Origin of the sequence: Aromatoleum petrolei (genome assembly GCF_017894385.1) — a bacterium.
Taxonomy (GTDB): Bacteria; Pseudomonadota; Gammaproteobacteria; order Burkholderiales; family Rhodocyclaceae; genus Aromatoleum; species Aromatoleum petrolei.
Window position 1 is genome coordinate 2,482,386 of the sequence record NZ_CP059560.1, and the last position, 18,894, is coordinate 2,501,279.

At 68.4% G+C, this 18,894-nt stretch carries 17 protein-coding genes; 7 read left to right on the forward strand and 10 right to left on the reverse strand.

Features of this window, described 5'->3' with window-relative positions:
- Nucleotides 1–34: 34 nt before the first annotated feature.
- The 5 genes from ToN1_RS11350 to ToN1_RS11370 form a co-directional block, all read right to left on the reverse strand.
- Nucleotides 35–1,012: a peptidase U32 family protein gene (locus ToN1_RS11350; RefSeq protein ID WP_169208049.1), complete on the reverse strand. Its 978-nt coding sequence runs from the start codon at nt 1,010–1,012 to the stop codon at nt 35–37.
- A 13-nt stretch (nt 1,013–1,025) separates the two neighbouring features.
- A complete protein-coding gene (locus tag ToN1_RS11355) occupies nt 1,026–2,462 on the reverse strand; it encodes an aminotransferase class I/II-fold pyridoxal phosphate-dependent enzyme (protein ID WP_169208050.1) in 1,437 nt (478 codons plus the stop codon).
- 174 nt (nt 2,463–2,636) lie between these two features.
- Nucleotides 2,637–3,830 carry a multidrug effflux MFS transporter gene (locus ToN1_RS11360; protein ID WP_210148095.1) on the reverse strand — a complete coding sequence of 398 codons (1,194 nt, stop codon included), beginning with the start codon at nt 3,828–3,830 and terminating at the stop codon, nt 2,637–2,639.
- Nucleotides 3,831–3,894: 64 nt separating this feature from the next.
- Nucleotides 3,895–5,394 (reverse strand): YifB family Mg chelatase-like AAA ATPase, encoded by a 1,500-nt coding sequence (locus tag ToN1_RS11365; RefSeq protein WP_169206583.1) that lies wholly within the window; start codon nt 5,392–5,394, stop codon nt 3,895–3,897.
- A gap of 112 nt (nt 5,395–5,506) precedes the next feature.
- Nucleotides 5,507–5,770, reverse strand: a complete 264-nt coding sequence (locus ToN1_RS11370; RefSeq protein WP_169206582.1) for an accessory factor UbiK family protein — start codon at nt 5,768–5,770, stop codon at nt 5,507–5,509.
- A gap of 329 nt (nt 5,771–6,099) precedes the next feature.
- On the opposite strand from ToN1_RS11370, the gene ToN1_RS11375 reads away from it, so the two are divergent.
- From ToN1_RS11375 to ToN1_RS11395, 5 genes are all read left to right on the forward strand, one after another.
- A complete protein-coding gene (locus ToN1_RS11375; protein WP_169206581.1) occupies nt 6,100–6,840 on the forward strand; it encodes a TorF family putative porin in 741 nt (246 codons plus the stop codon).
- A gap of 50 nt (nt 6,841–6,890) precedes the next feature.
- The gene (glnK, locus tag ToN1_RS11380) at nt 6,891–7,229 is read left to right on the forward strand and encodes a P-II family nitrogen regulator (RefSeq protein WP_169206580.1); all 339 of its coding nucleotides are present in this window, start codon (nt 6,891–6,893) and stop codon (nt 7,227–7,229) included.
- An 11-nt stretch (nt 7,230–7,240) separates the two neighbouring features.
- Nucleotides 7,241–8,695 (forward strand): ammonium transporter, encoded by a 1,455-nt coding sequence (locus ToN1_RS11385; RefSeq protein WP_169206579.1) that lies wholly within the window; start codon nt 7,241–7,243, stop codon nt 8,693–8,695.
- 203 nt (nt 8,696–8,898) lie between these two features.
- Nucleotides 8,899–9,345 carry a rhodanese-like domain-containing protein gene (locus ToN1_RS11390; protein WP_169206578.1) on the forward strand — a complete coding sequence of 149 codons (447 nt, stop codon included), beginning with the start codon at nt 8,899–8,901 and terminating at the stop codon, nt 9,343–9,345.
- Nucleotides 9,346–9,405: 60 nt separating this feature from the next.
- Nucleotides 9,406–11,040 carry a methyl-accepting chemotaxis protein gene (locus ToN1_RS11395; RefSeq protein ID WP_169206577.1) on the forward strand — a complete coding sequence of 545 codons (1,635 nt, stop codon included), beginning with the start codon at nt 9,406–9,408 and terminating at the stop codon, nt 11,038–11,040.
- A gap of 40 nt (nt 11,041–11,080) precedes the next feature.
- On the opposite strand, the gene purU is transcribed toward ToN1_RS11395, so the two are convergent.
- The 3 genes from purU to ilvA all read right to left on the reverse strand — a co-directional run bounded on the left by purU (nt 11,081) and on the right by ilvA (nt 14,047).
- Entirely contained in the window at nt 11,081–11,956 is an 876-nt protein-coding gene (gene purU / locus ToN1_RS11400) for a formyltetrahydrofolate deformylase (protein WP_169206576.1), read from the reverse strand.
- A 4-nt stretch (nt 11,957–11,960) separates the two neighbouring features.
- Nucleotides 11,961–12,572, reverse strand: a complete 612-nt coding sequence (thrH, locus tag ToN1_RS11405) for a bifunctional phosphoserine phosphatase/homoserine phosphotransferase ThrH (RefSeq protein ID WP_169206575.1) — start codon at nt 12,570–12,572, stop codon at nt 11,961–11,963.
- Between the two features lie 236 nt (nt 12,573–12,808).
- The gene (ilvA, locus tag ToN1_RS11410; protein WP_169206574.1) at nt 12,809–14,047 is read right to left on the reverse strand and encodes a threonine ammonia-lyase; all 1,239 of its coding nucleotides are present in this window, start codon (nt 14,045–14,047) and stop codon (nt 12,809–12,811) included.
- A gap of 194 nt (nt 14,048–14,241) precedes the next feature.
- Between ilvA and ToN1_RS11415 the strand changes: the two genes are divergently transcribed.
- Nucleotides 14,242–15,453 carry an HD-GYP domain-containing protein gene (locus tag ToN1_RS11415; RefSeq protein WP_169206573.1) on the forward strand — a complete coding sequence of 404 codons (1,212 nt, stop codon included), beginning with the start codon at nt 14,242–14,244 and terminating at the stop codon, nt 15,451–15,453.
- A gap of 24 nt (nt 15,454–15,477) precedes the next feature.
- Here the strand turns inward: ToN1_RS11415 and ToN1_RS11420 are convergent, their stop codons facing one another.
- Nucleotides 15,478–17,409, reverse strand: coding sequence for an ATP-binding cassette domain-containing protein (locus ToN1_RS11420; RefSeq protein ID WP_169206572.1), 1,932 nt, complete (start codon nt 17,407–17,409; stop codon nt 15,478–15,480).
- 65 nt (nt 17,410–17,474) lie between these two features.
- Here ToN1_RS11420 and ToN1_RS11425 point away from each other — a divergent pair, with 65 nt between their 5' ends.
- Nucleotides 17,475–18,140, forward strand: a complete 666-nt coding sequence (locus ToN1_RS11425) for a hypothetical protein (protein ID WP_244861032.1) — start codon at nt 17,475–17,477, stop codon at nt 18,138–18,140.
- Nucleotides 18,141–18,227: 87 nt separating this feature from the next.
- On the opposite strand, the gene ToN1_RS11430 is transcribed toward ToN1_RS11425, so the two are convergent.
- Complete coding sequence (locus ToN1_RS11430) at nt 18,228–18,833, reverse strand: 2-hydroxychromene-2-carboxylate isomerase (protein WP_169206571.1); 606 nt, start codon at nt 18,831–18,833, stop codon at nt 18,228–18,230.
- Between the last annotated feature and the right edge of the window lie 61 nt (nt 18,834–18,894).

Genomic DNA, 18,894 nt, shown 5'->3' on the forward strand with positions numbered 1-18,894 from the left:
CGGCGAATGCCGTTCGGGCTGACGACCGGCCGCCTCACTGCGCCACGACGACGCGCCGCGACTCGTCGATCGCCTGGCGCAACAAGCGGTTGTCGCGCTTGGCGCGCTCGGTCATCCAGCGCCCGCGCAGGATCTCGAGCTCGGACGCGAACACCGAGAGGTCGGGGCGATCGGTCTCGAGAATGGTGTCGACTGCGCGCCGGTAGACCCGCACGATGTCGCGCACCAGCACCGCCGAGCGGTCGCGCCCCGGCACCTTCAGGCAATCGACGCCGGCGGCGAGATAGTCGGGCAGCTCTTCGAGCCACAACGCCGGGTTGGTCTTGATCGTCATCGGCAGGCGGTAGTCGATGTCCTCGACCCTGAAGTCCCATTCCGTCTGGCACACGCGCAGGCAGTCGCCGCCGCGCGAGGCCGAGCCGAAGAAGTGGTCCTTGCCCTCGCCATCGAGCCAGCGACGGAAGCTGAAGTAGCTGCTCATGTTGCACTTGCCGGGGCAGATCTTGCCGCCCGAGGGCGTCTTGAACAGGAAGACCTCGATGCCGACCTTGCCCGCGTGCTTGATCTGGCGGATCTCCTCGACCGACAGGCGGTAGGGCAGCACCACGTAATCCGCACCGAGTTCGCGCAGGAAGCGCACGTCCTCGTAGTTGGTGATGCCGCAGCCGACGCTGGTGTGCACGTTCACGTGCGGCAGGCGCTCCTTCACCAGCCGCATCGCGCCCAGGTCGCTGATCATGAAGCCCTGCGCCCCCCAGCCCGCATAGCGCTCGACACGCTCGACGAACATCGGCAGCTCGGTCGAGCTCGGCAGCGTGTTCACGACCACGCGCACCTCCTTGCCGCGCGCCACCGCGTAATCGATCGTGTGGCGGATCTCGTCGTCGTCGAGCTCGTCCTGGGAGCCGCGCCGGCTCCAGCCGACGACGCCGACATAGACCGCGTCCGCCCCCTCGTCGAGCACCGTCTTCGCCATCTCCAGCGTGCCGCCGGGGGCCATCATCATCACCATTGATTGTTCTCCGTCAGGCCGGGACCGCTGCCCGGCGTTGGTGGTCTTCGCACAGCAGCTCACCCAGCGCAGTGAGAAAGCGCGCGTTCTCGGCCCGCAGGCCGACGCTCACGCGAACGTCGCCGGGCAGGCCGTAGCGCGCCATGTCCTTCACGGCGACGCCGCGCGCCGCGAGGCGGGCACGCGCGTCCCGTGGCGCACCCTGAAGCAGCACGAAGTTCGCCGCCGAGGGCACGAAGTCGACGCCCAGTCGCGCCAGCCCCGCCATCAGACGCTCGCGCTCGCGGGCATTGGCCACGATGCTGGCGCGGCGATGGGCCTCGTCCTCCAGCGCCGCGAGCGCGGCGACCTGCGCGAGCGAACCGACGTGGTACTGCGGGCACAGGCTGGCGAGCCGCCGCACCAGCGCCTCGGGCGCGAAGCCGTAGCCCACGCGCAGCCCCGCGAGCCCTTCGACCTTCGACAGCGAGCGCAGCGTCAGCACCGCGGCGCCGGCGCGCACATCCGCCGCCGCATCGATCAGTTCATGGCCCTCCGCATAGTCGCGATAGGCCTCGTCGAGCAGCAGCACCGCACCCGCCGGCAGGGCACCTCGCAACCGTGCCCAGTCGGCCGGGTCCATCAGCGTCCCGGTCGGGTTGTGCGGCGACGCGACGACCACGAGGCGGGTCGCAGGCGTCAGGCGCGCGAGGTATTCGTCGAGCGCGTAGCGGCTCCCCGCGAGCGGCACCGTGACGACCCTCGCGCCGACACGCGCGGCCGCCGAGCGATAGGCGGGAAAGGCCGGATCCGGGATCAGTACCTCGCCGCCGGCGCCGACGATGGCGCGCAACGCGAGGTCGATCAGGTCGCACGCGCCATTGCCGATGACGAACTGCTCAGCGGAAAGCCCCAGCCGGCGCGCGAGGGCGTCTCGCAGTGCCGCGGTGTCGGCGGGCGGATAGCGATGCAGCCGGGCCGTGCTGCGGACGATCGCGGCGCGAGCCGCGGGCGAAGGGCCCAAGGGATTCTCGTTGCCGGACAGATCGACCGCCGGATGGTCGGTGCCGGCGTAATGCGCGCGGATCGATGCGAGCAGCGCGGGGTGCGGGTCGGCCTGCGGACGCGCCGCGCGGACCCGGTCGACGGCCTCGTCGAGCGGAACGCCGAGCTGCTCGTGCAGGAAGCACGCAGCCAGCGCCGGCGAGCGCGAAATGCCCTGCTCGCAATGCAGCAGCACGCGGTGCCCGGCGGCGAGGCGGGCGGCGATGAACGCGACCGCCTCCCGGATCGTCGCCGCGGGCAGCGCGGCACGATCCGCCACCGCCAGCCCCAGCTGCAATGCGACCTCCGCCGGGCGGGCCAGCGGCGCCAGCGACAGCAAGGCGTCGATGCCCGCCGCCGCGAGCGCGGCACCGTCGGCGGCGTCGGCGCGGCTGCCCACCGCCAGCTGCGGCATCACGAAATCCATTCCATCGCCCTCCCGGCCACGCCTGCGAACATGTCGACATCATCGACACATGCGTCACGGCGCGACACGGCAGGATCATGAAGCGATGGTCATGATTTTCTGCAAATCCATCTCGATATGATGGTTATGACTCCGGCAACCCACCGGTGCGCTGCTTTGCAGCACGGCCCGAAGTCAGCGCAGGCAGGCGCCTCCGCGGCGGCACCAGGCGGCGAAGCCGATGCCGCCCAAGGTCAGGAAACCCGCACTCCCCGCGGCCAGCGTCAGCGGCGAGTGCCACAGCAGCGGAGCCAGCGCGCCGGCGGTCAACGAGTTGACGCCGACCTGCAGGAAGCTCTGGCAACTCGACGCGAGGCCGCGGTGGGTCGGGAAAAGCTCGAGCGCAAGCAGCGTCAGACTCGGCATCGACAACGCCATGCCGAAGGTGTACAGCATGATCGGCAGCACCGATTGCGGCAGGCCCGGCGACATCAGCGAAGAGACCAGCAGGTTCGAGACCGCCGCGGCCGCCATGATCGCGAAGCCGGTCATGATCGTGCGCTGCGCCCGCCAGCGTCCCGCGACCTTCCCCGACAGGGCCGAGCCGGCAGTCATTCCGATCACGGCCGGGACGAAGAGCCAGCCGAAATCCTGCGCGGTCTGGCCGAGGTGTTCCATCAGGAAGGCCGGCGCCGAGAGGACGTAGAGGAAGAAGCCGTTGAAGTTCATCGCGACCGAGCCGGCGAGCAGCACGAAGGCCGCGCTGCCGAGCACGCGGCGGTAGGCATGCGCCAGCAGTACCGGATGTAACGGATGGCGGTGCTCGGGGGACAGCGTCTCCGGCAGGAAGCGCCACGTCATGAACGCGAGCCATGCGCCGAACAGCGCGAGGAAGAAGAAGATCGCGCGCCACCCTGCGAGCGCGAGCAGCAGCCCGCCTATCATCGGCGCGATCGCCGGGGCGATGCCAAAAATCAGCATCACGCGCGACATCAGCCGCTGCGCGTGTTCGCCATCGTACAGGTCGCGGATCACCGCCCGGCCCACGACCATCCCCGCCCCCCCGACCATGCCCTGCAGCGCGCGCCCGATCCACAGCCACTCGATCGACGGCGCCAGCGCGCACACCAGCGACGCCAGCGCGAACAGTCCCGTTCCCGCAATCAGCACGCGCCGGCGGCCGAAGTGATCCGCCAGTGCGCCGTGCCACAGCACCATGAAGGCGAAGGTCGCCATGTAGGCCGTGAGCGTCTGCTGGATCTGCAAGGGGGTCGCGGACAGCTCCTCTCCCATCGCGTGGAAGGCGGGGAGATAGGTGTCAATCGAGAACGGCCCGATCGCGGCGAGCGCGGCGAGGACGAACGCGAGCCAGGGCGAAGTGGCGGGCATCAGGGGGATCTCTGGGGTCGTTGTTATCCGTACCGGGCATCCCCCGCGCGCCCAGGACGCCGCGTCAGCGCGAGTCGAGGCCGCGCCGGTACTGGATCGCCTCGGCCACGTGCGCCGGGCCGACGCGCGCGGCGCCGGCCAGGTCCGCAATCGTGCGGGCGACCTTCAAGATGCGATGATACCCGCGCGCGGACAGATTCAGCCGTCGGATCGCATGCTCGAGCAACGCCTTGCCCTGTTCGTCGGGCGCGCACAGCGCATCGACGCGTCCCGGCGCGAGATGGCTGTTGGCCCCGCCCTGGCGCTCGCGCTGCACCGCCCAGGCCTGCGCGACGCGCTCGCGCACGGCCGCACTGGACTCGCCCGTCGGCTGTGCGCTCATCTCCGCATGGTCGAGCAGCGGCACCTCGATGACGAGATCCATGCGATCGAGCAGTGGCCCCGACAGGCGTCCGCGATAGCGCGCGACCTGGTCGGGCGTGCAGCGACAGCGTCCGCCCTTGTCGCCGGCGTGGCCGCAGGGACAGGGGTTCATCGCCGCGACGAGCTGGAAGCGCGCGGGGAATTCGGTGCGCTGGCGCGCGCGCGACACCGTCACGGAGCCCGTTTCCAGCGGTTCGCGCAGCGCCTCGAGCACGCGGCGGTCGAATTCCGGCAGTTCGTCGAGGAACAGCACCCCGCGGTGCGCGAGGCTGATTTCGCCCGGTTTCGGGTTCGCGCCGCCCCCCACCAGCGCCGGCGCGGACGCCGAGTGGTGCGGCGCGCGGTAGGGCCTGCGGCCCCAGCGACGGGCGTCGAAGCCGCCTTCGAGCGACTGGATGGACGCGCTCTCGATCGCCTCGGCCTCGTCGAGCGGCGGCAGCAAGCCCGGCAGGCGGCGCGCCAGCATGGACTTGCCGGTGCCCGGGGGGCCGAACATGAGTAGCGAATGCGCTCCGGCCGCAGCGACCTCGAGCGCGCGGCGGGCTTGCAGCTGCCCCTTCACCTCGGCGAGATCGGGTTCGTCGTCGCGCCCTTCCGCGACGGGTGGCGGCAGGCGACGCGCGAGCGGCGTGTGACCGTTCAGATGGGCACACACGGCCAGCAGGCTCGCCGCCGGCAGCACCTCGGCGCCGCGCGCGAGCGCCGCCTCGTCTGCATTCGCGGCCGGCAGCACCAGCGCGCGACCGCTGCGGCCGCTCTCCAGCGCCATCGCCAGCCCGCCGCGCACCGCGCGCAGGCTGCCGTCGAGCGACAGCTCCCCGACGAATTCATGCTTCGCGAGCCCCGCCGCATTCACCTGGCCCGACGCCACGAGGATGCCCAGCGCGATCGGCAGGTCGAAGCGCCCGCCCTCCTTGGGCAGGTCGGCAGGGGCAAGATTCACCGTGATGCGGCGTTGCGGGAATTCGAATTGCGAAGTCGCGATCGCGGCGCGCACGCGTTCGCGCGCCTCGCGGACTTCGGTGTCGGGCAGACCGACCAGGTTGAATGCGGGCAGGCCGTTGGCGAGATGGACTTCCACCGTCACCTCGGGCGCGCCCATGCCTGCGAGCGCCCTGGTGCGTACGAGAGCCAGCGACATCGGTACCTCCGGAATGGACTGCGCTCAGTCTACCGGAGGCTCCGACAATGACGAAAGATTATCTTCGCGACATTGCAGCGAAAGCGCCCGCTGCACGGACGGGCGCTGCCGTTCACTCGTCGTCGCGGTCGGCGCGGGCGCGCGCCAGTTCGGATTCCAGCGTGGCGACGCGATCTTCCAGTTCGGCGAGCTTCTGACGCGCGTGCGCGAGCACTTCGCGCTGCACGTCGAATTCCTCGCGCGTGACCAGATCGAGCTTGCCGAAGGCGCTGCCGAGCAGGGCCTTGGCGTTCTTTTCGAAATCGCGGGCGGGATTGCTCGCGGCGAGTTCGGACAACTTGGCACCAATCTCGTCGAGGAAGCGGGGGCCTGCCATGTAGATACCTCTGGGGCGTAAGCGAAGGGCAAAAGTCTAGCACGGGCGCGGATGCGAGTACGGACGAGCGCCTGCCGCGCCCCATTCCGGTGAGCGGCCCGGCCACCGGGGGCGTCACGCACCACGAAATCGACTAGAACGCACCATGGAGGTGCATTTCGTGCGCAGGCACTCTGCTGCAAGTGCACAAAACCCCGCACCCGGCGCCTCTTCGAAACGCCATTTCTTTTTATAAACAATATTTTGTGCAGCCTTTTCGGCAACTTGGCACGCCGCGTGCAAAGGAGGACTCACCAGCAATCAAACGCCAACCATCAAGGAGCAGCACCATGCACAAGCGCATCATCGCCCTGGCCGTTGCAGCAGCCCTCCCGCTGATCTCCCCCGTGGCCGCCGCCGGCGACAGCCCGATCGCCGCGAACGTCGCCCTCGTCTCCGACTATGCCTACCGCGGCATCAGCCAGACCGACGAGAAGCCGGCGCTGCAGGGCGGGTTCGATTACGCGCACTCGAGCGGCCTGTACGTCGGCGTGTGGGGCTCGAACGTGTCCTGGCTGAGCGACCTCGAGCGTGGTACCGGCGAGAACTCGGGTAACAGCCTCGAACTGGACGTCTACGGCGGCTACAAGGGCACGATCGGCGACATCGGCTACGACGTCGGCCTGCTGCAGTACGTCTATCCGGGCGAGTTCGACTCGGGCTGGCGCAACACGATCGGCCTGAAGAACCCGAACACGCTGGAAGGCTACCTCGGCCTGTCGTGGCAGTTCCTGTCGTTCAAGTACTCGAACTCCTTCACCAAGCTGTTTGGCGCACCGGACTCCAAGGGCAGCCAGTATTTCGACCTCACGGCCGCCTACGAGGTGATCCCCGGCACGACGCTCAATGCCCACGTCGGCCACCAGATGATCGCCGGCCCGGCCGAGTCCTACTCCGACTGGAAGGTCGGCGTGAGCCAGTCCGTCGCGGGCGTCACGCTGGGCCTGCACTACGTGGATACCAACATGAAGGACAAGCGCGACTTCGACGCCGACGGCCGCTACGTCGTGAGCCTGAGCAAGACCTTCTGAGCCCGCAACGCCGCGGGGCCGCCGCCCCGCAAGACTGAAAGGAAACCATCATGAAATTCGTCACCGCCATCATCAAGCCCTTCAAGCTCGACGAAGTGCGCGAGGCCCTCTCGGCGATCGGCGTGCAGGGCATCACCGTCACCGAGGTCAAGGGCTTCGGCCGCCAGAAGGGTCACACCGAGCTGTACCGCGGCGCCGAGTACGTCGTCGACTTCCTGCCCAAGGTGAAGATCGAGGCCGCGATCGCCACGGAACTGCTCGAACAGGTCATCGAGGCGATCGAGAAGTCCGCCGCGACCGGCAAGATCGGCGACGGCAAGATCTTCGTCTTCGACCTCGAGCAGGCCATCCGCATCCGCACCGGCGAAACGGGCGCCGACGCGCTGTAAGGGAGAACATCATGAAAAAACTGTTTGCTGTCCTGCTTGCGGTGTGCGCACTCGGCTTCGCCGGGCTCGCCGGCGCCGAGGATGCCCCGGCCGCGGCCGAGGCCGTCACCGCGATCGCCGACGCGGCCGCGCCGGAAGCCGCCGCCGCGCCCGCCCCCACGGTCAACAAGGGCGACACCGCCTGGATGCTGACCTCCACCGCGCTCGTCGCCTTCATGGTGATCCCCGGCCTCGCGCTGTTCTATGGCGGCCTGGTGCGCTCGAAGAACATGCTGTCGGTGCTGATGCAGGTCTTCGTGATCTTCTCGCTGATGATCGTGCTGTGGTTCGTCTACGGCTACAGCCTCGCCTTCACCGAGGGCAACGCCTTCATCGGCGGGCTATCGAAGGCCTTCCTCAGCGGCGTGACGGTCGACTCCATGGCCGCGACCTTCAGCAAGGGCGTCGCGATCCCCGAGTTCGCCTACATCATCTTCCAGGCGACCTTCGCGGCGATCACCCCGGCGCTGATCGTCGGCGCCTTCGCCGAGCGCATGAAGTTCTCCGCGGTGCTGCTGTTCATGGTGCTGTGGTTCACCTTCTCCTACCTGCCGATGGCCCACATGGTGTGGTACTGGGCCGGCCCGGACGCCTACACCGACGCCGCCGCCGGTGACGCGGCCGCCGCGACCGCAGGCTTCCTGTTCCAGAAGGGCGCGCTCGACTTCGCCGGCGGTACCGTGGTGCACATCAACGCGGCGATCGCGGGCCTCGTGGGCGCCTTCATGATCGGCAAGCGCATCGGCTACGGCCGCGAATCGATGGCCCCGCACTCGCTGACGCTGACCATGGTCGGTGCCTCGATGCTGTGGATCGGCTGGTTCGGCTTCAACGCCGGCTCCAACCTCGAAGCCAACGGCCTCGCAGCGCTCGCCTTCCTCAATACGATGGTCGCGACCGGCATGGCGGCGATGTCGTGGATGGTTGCGGAATGGCTGATGAAGGGCAAGCCCTCACTGCTGGGTGCGGCCTCGGGCGCGGTGTCGGGCCTCGTGGCGATCACCCCGGCCTGCGGCTGGGTCGGCCCGATGGGCGCGCTGGTGATCGGGCTCCTCGCCGGCGTGATCTGCCTGTGGGGCGTGAATGGCCTCAAGCGCATGCTCGGCGCCGACGACGCGCTCGACGTGTTCGGCGTGCATGGCGTGGGCGGCATCCTCGGTGCGATCCTGACCGGCGTGTTCGCCAACCCGGAGCTCGGCGGTGTCGGCGTGTATGACTACGTCGCCAACGCGGCTGCCCCGTTCTCGACCTCCGCACAGGTCACCAGCCAGGTCTGGGGCGTGGTGGTCGCGATCGTGTGGTCGGGCGTCGTGTCGGTGGTCGCCTACAAGATCGTCGATGTGCTGATCGGCCTGCGCGTGCCAGAGGAAGAGGAGCGCGAAGGCCTCGACATCACGGCCCACGGCGAGACGGCCTACCACCACTGAGGCCCTCCGGACCGCTCCCGCGTCCGGTCCTGCGACGGGCGCCCCTTCGGGGGCGCCCGTTCTCATTCCGGCCATTGTCGTTGTCATGCTCATTGATCCGGGGTGCTGTCTGTAACCAAGGTTCCAAAGCCCCGCCCGCGGCCTCAAATACACTCTATGTCGAAATGGTTATTTACACAGCTCATGACGATGGAGTTATCCCGATGATCCGCCGCATCTCCCGCACGGCCGCCGCCGTGCTCCTCACCCTGTCAGCCGCCACCTCAGGGGCAGTCGACAACCCCGCCAGCCTCGCCGGCGCGACGCTGGTGTCGCCCGAGCAGGCACGCGAACTGCAGGGCAAGGGGGCCATCGTCGTAGACGCGCGTTCGGCCGCCGAATATGCCGAATCGCATATCAAGGGTGCGATCAACGTCCCCTACAAGGAAAAAAGCGAGAAGAAGGTCGAGTTCGACGCGGCCCAGGACAGCGTCGATCTGACGAAACTGCCCGCGGACAAGGCCTCCGCCTTCGTGACCTACTGCAATGGCCACGACTGCTGGAAGAGCTACAAGCTCTCCACGGTCGCGATTCGCGCCGGCCACAAGAACGTGTACTGGCTGCGCGACGGCCTGCCCGGCTGGAAGGCCAAAGGCCTGCCGGTCGAGTAAATCGCGACGCCACTGCAGGGCTGCGCCATGGCGCAGCCTTTTTTTTGTCCGAGGTTCCCCATGCGATTCGCACTTTCCCTGAGGGCCAAGCTCCATGCATTGGCCCTGCTCGCGTTCACCCTGATTGCCGCACTCGCAGCGATGCTGTTTTACGCCAATGCGGCGTCGACCGAGGCATTGCGGCGCGTGTATGAGGAAAACGTCATCCCGTTGCAGCACATCCAGTCGATCGACGACCAGCTCGGCGAGGTGCGCTTCCGCATCGCCGGCGTGATCACCGACCAGATGCCGGCCCCCGGCTCCCGCCGCCATCTGGCCGAAGTCCGTGAGGCCCTGCCCCGGCTGTGGGCAGACTACCGCGCCCGCACGCCCTTCGCTGCCGAGGGCACGGAAGAGCCCGAACTCACCGCCAGGCTCGATCGCGGCCTCGCGGCCCTGCCGTCGCTGCTGGACCGGCTGGACAAGGCGTATTCGGCGTCGAACGACAAGGAACTCCTCACGGCCATCCTCGAGGACGACTGGCCGGGCGTGATCGTCAATGTGTCGAAGCCCCTCGCCACGCTGATCGCGCTGCGCACGCAGCAGGTCGAGAAGGAGTACCAGGAAAGCGAGCGCATGGAGAGGCGCCTCAACCGCAGCGCCACCATTCTGGTCGTGCTCGCCTTCGCGCTGCTGGCGGCCTGCACGACCCTCATCATCCGCGGCATCACCGGCCCGGTGTCCGACGTGCAGCGGGCGCTGAGCCTCGTCGCGCAGGGCGATCTGACCGCAAAGGCCCGCGCGCACGGCAAGGACGAACTCGGAGACATGGCGCGTGCGATCAACCGCTCGCTGGAAATCCTGAGCGGCACCTTGATGGAGGTGCGCGGCGGCTCCGACCGCGTCGCCGACGTGTCCGGCAACGTACGCGAAAGCGCCGCCGACATCCGCTCGCGCGCGCAGCAACAGGCCGACCAGGTCATGAAGCTGACGGCGGCGATGCAGCAGCTCACGGTTTCGGTCGCGGAGATCTCGAACGGCTCGGCGCAGGTGTCCTCGGCCGCGGCACGCGCGCAGACGGCCGCCGAAGACGGCGCCAACCTGGTCCAGGAGAGCCACGCCACGAGCGAACTCGCCCAGCACGCCGCCAACCGCGCGAGCGAAGCGGTGGGTGCGCTGTCGGCGTCCATCCAGCAGATCAACGCGATCTCCACGGTGATCCGCGAAATCGCGGACCAGACCAACCTCCTCGCCCTCAATGCGGCGATCGAGGCCGCCCGCGCAGGCGAGGCGGGACGCGGCTTCGCGGTCGTGGCCGACGAGGTGCGCAAGCTCGCCGAGCGTACCGGGCAGAGCACGGCCGAGATCGCCAACATCGTGCACCGGGTCGAAAGCCAGGCCGAGACGGCGGTCGCGGCGATGCGCGAGGTCGATGCGGATGTCGAGGCCGATGCGGCAACCGTCAAGCGTCTCGAGGGCGCCTTCGCGCAGATCCTCGACGCGGCGCGCGAGGTGTCGGCTCTGGCGGACGATATCGCGCATTCGACGCGCGAGCAGAAGCTCGTCGCCGAGCAGACCGCGGACGGCATGGAGACGATCTCGCAGGCCGTCGAGCACACGAGCGCTTCGATCGCGGTGATGGCCGGGGCCGCCGACGAATCGGCGCGCACCGCCGACGCACTGCGCGCGGTGGTGGGCCGCTTCCGCATGGCCTGATCGCGGCAGGCGGGGCCCCGCGCCCCGTGCCGCGGGCGCGTCAGCGGAAGACGATGGTCTTGTTGCCGTGCAGCAGCACGCGGCCCTCGAGGTGGTAGCGCAGGCCGCGCGCGAGCACGGTCTTTTCGATGTCCTTGCCGTAGCGCACCATGTCCTCGACCGAGTCCGAGTGATCGATGCGGATCACGTCCTGCTCGATGATCGGCCCCTGGTCGAGCTCCGGCGTGACGTAGTGGCAGGTCGCGCCGATCAGCTTCACACCCTTCGTCCACGCCTGATGATACGGCTTTGCGCCGACGAAGCTGGGCAGGAAGCTGTGGTGGATGTTGATGATGCGTCCCGGGTAGGCGGCGCACAGCTCGGGCGACAACACCTGCATGTAGCGCGCGAGCACGATCGTGTCGCCGCGCACCTCTTCGACGATGCGCCGTACTTCGGCGTAGGCCGAAACCTTGTTGTCCGGCGTGACCGGCACGTGATGGAAGGGGATGCCGTGCCATTCCACGAAGCCGCGAAAGGTGTCGTGGTTGGAGATCACGCACGGGATCTCGACGTCCAGCTCCTTCGACTGCCAGCGCGCGAGCAGATCGTAGAGACAGTGTTCCTGCTTCGACACCAGCACGACGACGCGCTTCTTCACCGCAGAATCGGTGATGCTCCAGTCCATTTCGAGCTCTTCAGCGATGGGGCGGAAGCGCTCGCGGAATTCGGCGAGGTGGAAGGGCAACGAGTCGGCCTTGATCTCGATGCGCATGAAGTAGCGGCCGACCGCCTCGCCCTCCTCCGGCGGCTCGGCGTGCAGCGAGGTCTCGAGGATCCAGCCGCGGTGCTCGGCGACGAAGCCCGACACGCGCGCGACGATGCCGACGCGGTCGGGGCAGGACGCCGACAGGGTGTAGAAGCGGTCGCGATGCATCGGATTACGCGACGCGCGCGAAGGCCTTGTCGATCTCGCGGCGCAACTCGGCGTAGCTGCGCGTGACGGGGAACTGCGGGAACTCGCGGATCACGTTCTCGGGCGGGTGGAACAGGATGCCGCCATGCGCCTCGCCCAGCATCGCCGTGTCGTTGTACGAATCGCCCGCGGCCACGACGGTGAGATTGAGCTCCTTGAAGCGCTTGACGGCCTCGCGCTTCTGGTCGGGCATGCGCAGGTGATAGTTCACCAGCACGCCGTTGTCGTCGGCCTCGAGGCGGTGGCACAACAGGGTCGGCCAGCCGAGCTGCTTCATCAGCGGCTTGGCGAATTCCTGGAAGGTGTCGGAGAGGATCACGACCTGGTAGCTCTCGCGCAGGTCGTCGAGAAAGTCGCGCGCACCGGCCATCGGACCCATGCTCGCGATCACGTCCTGGATGTCGGGCAGGCCCAGCCTGCGCTCGGCAAGAATGTTGAGCCGGTACTTCATCAGGGTGTCGTAGTTCGGCTCGTCGCGCGTCGTGCGGCGCAGCTCCGGGATGCCGGTACGCTCGGCGAATTCGATCCAGATTTCGGGGACCAGCACACCTTCGAGGTCGAGACAGACGATCTGCACGGCAAGCTTCCTGTTATCGGCGGATAAATGAACCCCGGATTCTAACAGTCGCCGGCCACCGTGCCGCCGCACCCGGAAGCGGCAAGGTTCAAAAAATTTAATCTCCCGGGAACCTATTAGAAGGCCAGCGGTCTGGGTGATATGGCCCTATAATGGCAGGGCTAAATGCGTAACCCTTGGCCCCGATGGAGGCCATTTGGCGGGACGGCTCCGGTCGTCCCGTTTTTCTTTTCCGCTCAGCCGCCCAACAGGTTGCGCACGTGCAGGCCCTGCTGCGCGAAATGCGCGCGCAGCTCGTCCTGATGCTCGAAGTCGCGCGTCTCCATCTGCAGGATCACCTCGGTCATGCCCACCGGCACGTGCAGTTCGCCGCGCCGGTGTTCGACGTGGCGCACGTTCATGCCGAGGTCGGCGACCGTCTTGAGCACCGCGAGCAGCTGGCCCGGCGCATCCGAGATCGTCACCGCGACGCACATCAGCCGCCCGCTCGACGCCAGGCCATAGTCGATGGAGCGCCCGACCAGCGTCATGTCCACGTTGCCGCCCGAGATCACCACCACCGCGCGGTCGTCCGGGCGCAGCGCGATCTTGCGCTGCATCAACGCGGCGAGCCCGACCACCCCCGCGCCCTCGCCTATCGTGCGCGTGCGTTCCAGCAGCGTGACGATAGCCTCGGCAATGGCGTTGTCGTCGACGGTCACGATCTCGTCGACGTAGCGCGCGATGACCTGGCGCGTGAGCATGCCGGGGCGCTTGACCTTGATGCCGTCGGCGATCGTGTGCGCGCCGGGCGGCACCTCTTCCAGCGCCCCGTCGCGCAGGTAGCTGCGCCAGGGGGCGACCGCCTCGGTCTGCACGCCGATCACGCGGATCGCGGGGTTTTGCAGCTTGAGCGCGAGCGCAATGCCGGAGATCAGCCCGCCGCCGCCCAACGGCACGATCGCGACCGTCATGTCCGGGGCGTCCTCCAGCATCTCCAGCCCGCAACTCGCCTGCCCGGCGATCACGTCCCAGTCGTCGTAGGGATGGAGGAAGGCGAGGCCTTCGTCCTTGGCGAGCTTCGTCGCCTCGTCGGTCGCGGCTTCCAGCGTCTCGCCGACCAGGCGCACGTCCGCGCCGAGCTTGCGGCAGGACTGGATCTTCGTCAGCGGCGCGTTCACCGGCATGAACACGACGGCGCGCAGCCCGCACTGGGCCGCGGCGCGCGCAACCCCCTGGGCGTGGTTGCCGGCGGAGGCGGCGACGACGCCGGTGGGCGGATTCGCGCACGCGAGCAAGCAGTCGATCTTGTGCGTGGCACCGCGCAGCTTGAACGAACCGGTGCGCTGCAGGTTTTCCAGCTTGAGACGCAGCGGCACGCCCAGCTCTTCGGACAGCGGTTCGTTCTGCCACTGCACGGTGCGCAGGATGGCGTCGCGGATGCGTTCGCGGGCGAGGTGCAGGGCCGGCAGATCGAGCGGCAGGGCAGCAGGCATGCGGAATCCTCGGAACAAGGGGTGTGTGGGGGCACGATGGGCTCCCATGCGTCACTTTAGCCGCAAAAAGCCCGCCTTCGGGAGCTGGCTGCGGACGAGGCGGCGCGCAGCCGCTGTCGCGCAGCGTCGCCCATATGCGGTATAAATCGGAGCATTTTCACAAACAAGGCTCAGCGCCGCATCGCACCTCGCCGATGATCAAACTTATACGCATCGACCAGCTTGCGCGGGGCATGTTCATCCACGACCTGAACTGCGACTGGATCGACCACGACTTCGTGCTCAGCCGCTTCCTCGTCAAGGACGCGGAGACGCTCGCGCGCGTGCGGGCGATCGGCGTGCGCGAGATCTACATCGACACGGCGCGCGGCGGTGACGTGCCGGATGCACCGAGCGCCGCCGAGGCGGCGCGCGAAGTCGACGCCACGCTCGACCGCATCGCGACGACGCGACCGAGCGAGGAGTTGGCGATCTCGCCCGAGGCCGAGCGCTACCGGGCACGACGGCTGCATGGCGAGGCACGCCGCATCGTGCGCAACATGATGGATGACATCCGCCTCGGCAAGCACATCGAACTCGAACAGATCGAACCGCTGGTCGAGAACATCGTCGCGTCGATCTTCCGCAAGTCCGACGCGCTGCTACCGCTGCTGCACCTGAAGGACCACGACGACTACACCTTCATGCATTCGGTGTCGGTGTGCGCACTGATGACGAGTTTCGCGCGCACGCTGGAACTGCCGCGCGAGGTGATCCGAGAGATCTCAATCGGGGCTTTGCTACACGACGTCGGCAAGGCCAGGGTGCCCGAACAGCTCCTCAACAAGCCGGGCAAGCTCACCGACGCCGAATTCGACGCGATGAAGTCCCATGTCGTGCAAAGCAAGCTCATCCTGCAGAACACGCCGGGCATCAGCGAGGTCGCGCTCGACGTTGCGGCGCAGCATCACGAGCGCTTCGACGGCACGGGCTACCCGAACCGCCTTGCGGGCGACGGCATCAGCCTGTACGGGCAGATGGCGGCGATCGTCGACGTGTATGACGCGATCACCTCGAACCGCGTCTACCATCAGGGCATGCCGCCGACGCTGGCGTTGAGGAAACTCCTCGAATGGAGCAAGTTCCACTTCGCGCCAAAACTGGTGCACGCCTTCATCCGCTCGATCGGCATCTATCCGACCGGCTCGCTCGTGAGCCTGGAGAGCAAGGCGCTCGCGGTGGTGCAGGAGCAGAACCCGAACAACCTGCTCAAGCCGCGGGTGCTGGTGATCTTCGACGTGAAGCAGCGCTGCTACACGACGCCGCGCAAGCTGGACCTCGCCGACTCGTGGGACACGATCGTCGAACACGAGGACTTCGCGCAGTGGAACATCGACCCGGCACGATGGCTGCCGGCGACGGCCTGAGCGCACCGCATCCGGCCGCGGCCCTCAGTCCGCCGGCATCGCCTCCAGCGCCTCGGAGATCTCCAGCCAGCGCAGCTCCGCCTCCTCGATCCAGCCGGAGAGCTCGGCCTGGCGCTTGAGGAGCGTCTGCAGCTGCGCGGAATCGCCACCCGTATATAGCGTCGGGTCGGCGAGGCGTGCGTCGAGCAGCTTCTTCTCGCCCTGCCAGCCGGCGAGCTTCTTCTCGATCTGGTCGATCTCCTTCACCAGCGGACGACGCGCCGCGAGCCGTGCCTGGCGCTCGGCGGCCGATTGCGCGCGGTCGGCCTTCCTTGCTGCCTTGTCCGCCTCGCGATCGGGGCATTTCGCGGCCTCGGCCGCCTGCGCGCGGCGCGTCGCGAGCCAGTCGCGGTAGTCGTCGAGGTCGCCGTCGAAGGGCTGGATGCGGCCGTCGTCGACGAGCAGGAAACGGTCGCAGGTCGCGCGCAAGAGCGCCCGGTCGTGCGACACCAGCACCATGCCGCCCTCGTAGTCCTGCAGCGCGAGTGTGAGCGCGTGGCGCATCTCAAGGTCGAGGTGGTTGGTCGGCTCGTCGAGCAACATCAGGTTGGGGCGCTGCCAGATCATCAGCGCGAGCGCGAGGCGCGACTTTTCGCCGCCGGAGAAGGAGCCGCAGGGCGTGGTGGCCGGGGTCGAAGTGCCGCCGACGCCGTCGCCGCGGAAGTCGAAGCCGCCGAGGTAGTCGCGCAGCTCCTGCTCGCGGGCGCGCGGATCGAGGCGGACCATGTGTTGCAGCGGGGATTCCTCGGGGCGCAGGGTTTCGAGCTGGTGCTGGGCGAAATAGCCGATCGCCAGACCCTTGCCTTCGCTGCGGCTGCCCGCGGCGAGTCGGAGTTCACCGGAGAGGAGTTTGATCAGCGTGGACTTGCCGGCGCCGTTGCGCCCGAGCAGGCCGACACGCTCACCGGGGCGCAGCGTGAGGCGGATGCGGTCGAGCACGGTGCGCTCGCCATAGGCCACGGCGCCATCCTCGATCTGCAGCAGCGGATCGGGCGCGGCCGGGCCTTCGCGGAAGCTGAAGGAGAACGGGGTGTCGATGTGCGCGGCGGCGATGCGCTCCATGCGCTCCAGCGCCTTGATGCGGCTCTGCGCCTGGCGGGCCTTGGTCGCCTGGGCGCGGAAGCGGCGGATGTAGTTCTCGATGTGCGCGACCTCGCGCTGCTGCTTCTCGAACAGCGCCTGCTGCTGTGCGAGGCGCTCGGCGCGCTGACGCTCGAAGTCCGAGTAGCCGCCGCTGTAGAGCGTGAGGCGCTGCTGCTCGATGTGGGCGATGTGGGTGACGCAGGCGTCGAGGAATTCGCGGTCGTGCGAGATCAGCAGCAGCGTGCCGCGGTAGTCGCGCAGCCACTGCTCGAGCCAGATCACGGCATCGAGGTCGAGGTGGTTCGTCGGTTCGTCGAGCAGCAGCAGGTCGGAGCGGCACATCAGTGCCTGCGCGAGGTTCAGGCGCATGCGCCAGCCGCCGGAGAAATCCGACACGGGTCGCTCGGGATCGTCGCCAACGAAACCCAGGCCGTCGAGCAGCGCCGCCGCGCGGGCGCGCGATGCGTAGCCGCCGATCTCGTGCAGGCGCGCGTGCAGCTCACCGATGTGCGCACCGTCATGCGCTGCTTCGGCCGCAGCGAGCTTCGCCTCCACTTCGCGCAGTTCGGTGTCGCCGTCGAGCACGTATTCGATCGCGGGTTTCGCGAGCGCGGGCGTTTCCTGCGCGACGTGGGCGATCTGCCAGCCGGCGGGGATCTCCAGGTCGCCCTGGTCCTGGTGCAGCAGGCCGCGCAGCAGCGCGAAGAGGCTGGACTTGCCGGTGCCGTTGGCGCCGGTGAGGCCGACGCGCCAGCCGGGGTGGATCTGCAGGGAAGCGGAATCGACGAGGATTTTGGCGCCCCGGGCGAGGCGGAGGTTGCGAAACTGGATCACGTCAGCGCATCTTCGAGCAAAGGCGTTATTCTACGCATCCCCGAACCCGACCGCCGCCGGACATCGTGCCTCCTCGCCTGACACCCCACCTGCCCCATCGCCTGACTGCGCTCCTGCCCCTGCTGCTCGCCCTCGCCAGCGGCGGCGCCCTTGCCGCCGACGCCGCGCCGGAGCCCAATCCCGAGCTGGAACGCGCCGCAAAGCTGCGCGACGAGGCCAAGGCGTTGCGCCAGCAGGCCGACGACGCACTCGCCGCGGAACTGCCGAAGTGCTACGAGCGCTTCCTTGTGAATCGCTGCATCGCCAACGCAAAGGACGCACATCTGGAGGCCGTCGGCAAGGCGCGCACGCTGGAAGCCGAGGCAAGCCGCACCGAGCTCGCGCAAAAGCGGCGCGCGGCCGCGGAAAGCGGGCGCACACGCACCGATGCGCCGACCGAGCCGGCGGAACCCGCGCCGGAGGGAGCCTTTGCAATCCAGCCGGACCCGATGGCGGAGAGCACGCGCCGCCAGCGCGAGGCCGATGCGGTGCGCGCGAAGGAAGCGCAGCAGGCCGAACGCAAGCAGAAGGACGCAGAGAAGGCCAAGGCGCGCACGCAGGCCGAGGCCGAAGCGGCTGGGCGCGCCGAAGCGGCGGCACGCGACCGCGCGCGCTACGAGGAGCGCATCCGACAGCGCGAAGCCGAAAAGGCGCAGGACGCCGCGAAAGATATGGTCAAGCCGGCGAACTAGGGCGCCAGCCGATACCGCTTCGCCCTGACCCGCCGAAGGGGGCAGCAGGGCAAAAAGGGGCGTAGCGACTTACGGCTCGCTTCCCGGTCAGGATGCTGCACGCCGCGCCCACGCGAGCGCGTCTTCCAGCCTGTCGTTGCCCCAAAAGAGTTCCTCGCCGACGCGGAAGCTCGGCGCACCGAACATTCCCAGCGCAGCCGCGCGCTCGGTCTGGCTTCGCAATGCGCGCTTGTTGTCCTCCGTGACCGCGGCGGCCAACAGCGCGTCGACCGGCAGGCCGAGCTCCGCCAGGATCGCCCCGACCACCTCGGGCTCGCCGATCTCGCGGTCTTCGGCGAAGTTGGCGAGCATCACCCTGCGCGAGAACTCCGCGACCCAGCCCTGCTCCACGCCCAGCAGCGCGACCCGCGCCGCGAGCAGGCCGCTGCGCGGGAAGCGGCTGGGCATGCGGAACGGCAGCCCGTACTTGTCGGCAAGCCGCGCGAGGTCACGCCACATGTAGCGCCCCTTGGGCGGATAGATGTTGAACGGCGAATCGTTCCAGCCCATCGCGAGGAACACCGGGCCGAGCAGGAAGGGCTTCCACTCCACCGCCACACCGGCGTCGCGCGCCAGCGCCTCGATGCGCATCACCGACAGATAGGAGTACGAGCTCGCAAACTCGTACCAGAACTCGATCCTCGGCTCCGACATGGTGCTGCCCCCCCTGGCAAGGCGGATGAACGATCACTGTAGCCGATCCGGCGCTCCGATG

Bases quoted from the DNA above. Each gene is read 5' to 3' on its own strand.
- ToN1_RS11350 (WP_169208049.1), bottom strand. From the start codon at position 1,012: ATGGTGATGATGATGGCCCCCGGCGGCACGCTGGAGATGGCGAAGACG.
- ToN1_RS11355 (WP_169208050.1), bottom strand. From the start codon at position 2,462: ATGGATTTCGTGATGCCGCAGCTGGCGGTGGGCAGCCGCGCCGACGCC.
- ToN1_RS11360 (WP_210148095.1), bottom strand. From the start codon at position 3,830: ATGCCCGCCACTTCGCCCTGGCTCGCGTTCGTCCTCGCCGCGCTCGCC.
- ToN1_RS11365 (WP_169206583.1), bottom strand. From the start codon at position 5,394: ATGTCGCTGGCTCTCGTACGCACCAGGGCGCTCGCAGGCATGGGCGCG.
- ToN1_RS11370 (WP_169206582.1), bottom strand. From the start codon at position 5,770: ATGGCAGGCCCCCGCTTCCTCGACGAGATTGGTGCCAAGTTGTCCGAA.
- ToN1_RS11375 (WP_169206581.1), top strand. From the start codon at position 6,100: ATGCACAAGCGCATCATCGCCCTGGCCGTTGCAGCAGCCCTCCCGCTG.
- glnK (WP_169206580.1), top strand. From the start codon at position 6,891: ATGAAATTCGTCACCGCCATCATCAAGCCCTTCAAGCTCGACGAAGTG.
- ToN1_RS11385 (WP_169206579.1), top strand. From the start codon at position 7,241: ATGAAAAAACTGTTTGCTGTCCTGCTTGCGGTGTGCGCACTCGGCTTC.
- ToN1_RS11390 (WP_169206578.1), top strand. From the start codon at position 8,899: ATGATCCGCCGCATCTCCCGCACGGCCGCCGCCGTGCTCCTCACCCTG.
- ToN1_RS11395 (WP_169206577.1), top strand. From the start codon at position 9,406: ATGCGATTCGCACTTTCCCTGAGGGCCAAGCTCCATGCATTGGCCCTG.
- purU (WP_169206576.1), bottom strand. From the start codon at position 11,956: ATGCATCGCGACCGCTTCTACACCCTGTCGGCGTCCTGCCCCGACCGC.
- ilvA (WP_169206574.1), bottom strand. From the start codon at position 14,047: ATGCCTGCTGCCCTGCCGCTCGATCTGCCGGCCCTGCACCTCGCCCGC.
- ToN1_RS11415 (WP_169206573.1), top strand. From the start codon at position 14,242: ATGATCAAACTTATACGCATCGACCAGCTTGCGCGGGGCATGTTCATC.
- ToN1_RS11430 (WP_169206571.1), bottom strand. From the start codon at position 18,833: ATGTCGGAGCCGAGGATCGAGTTCTGGTACGAGTTTGCGAGCTCGTAC.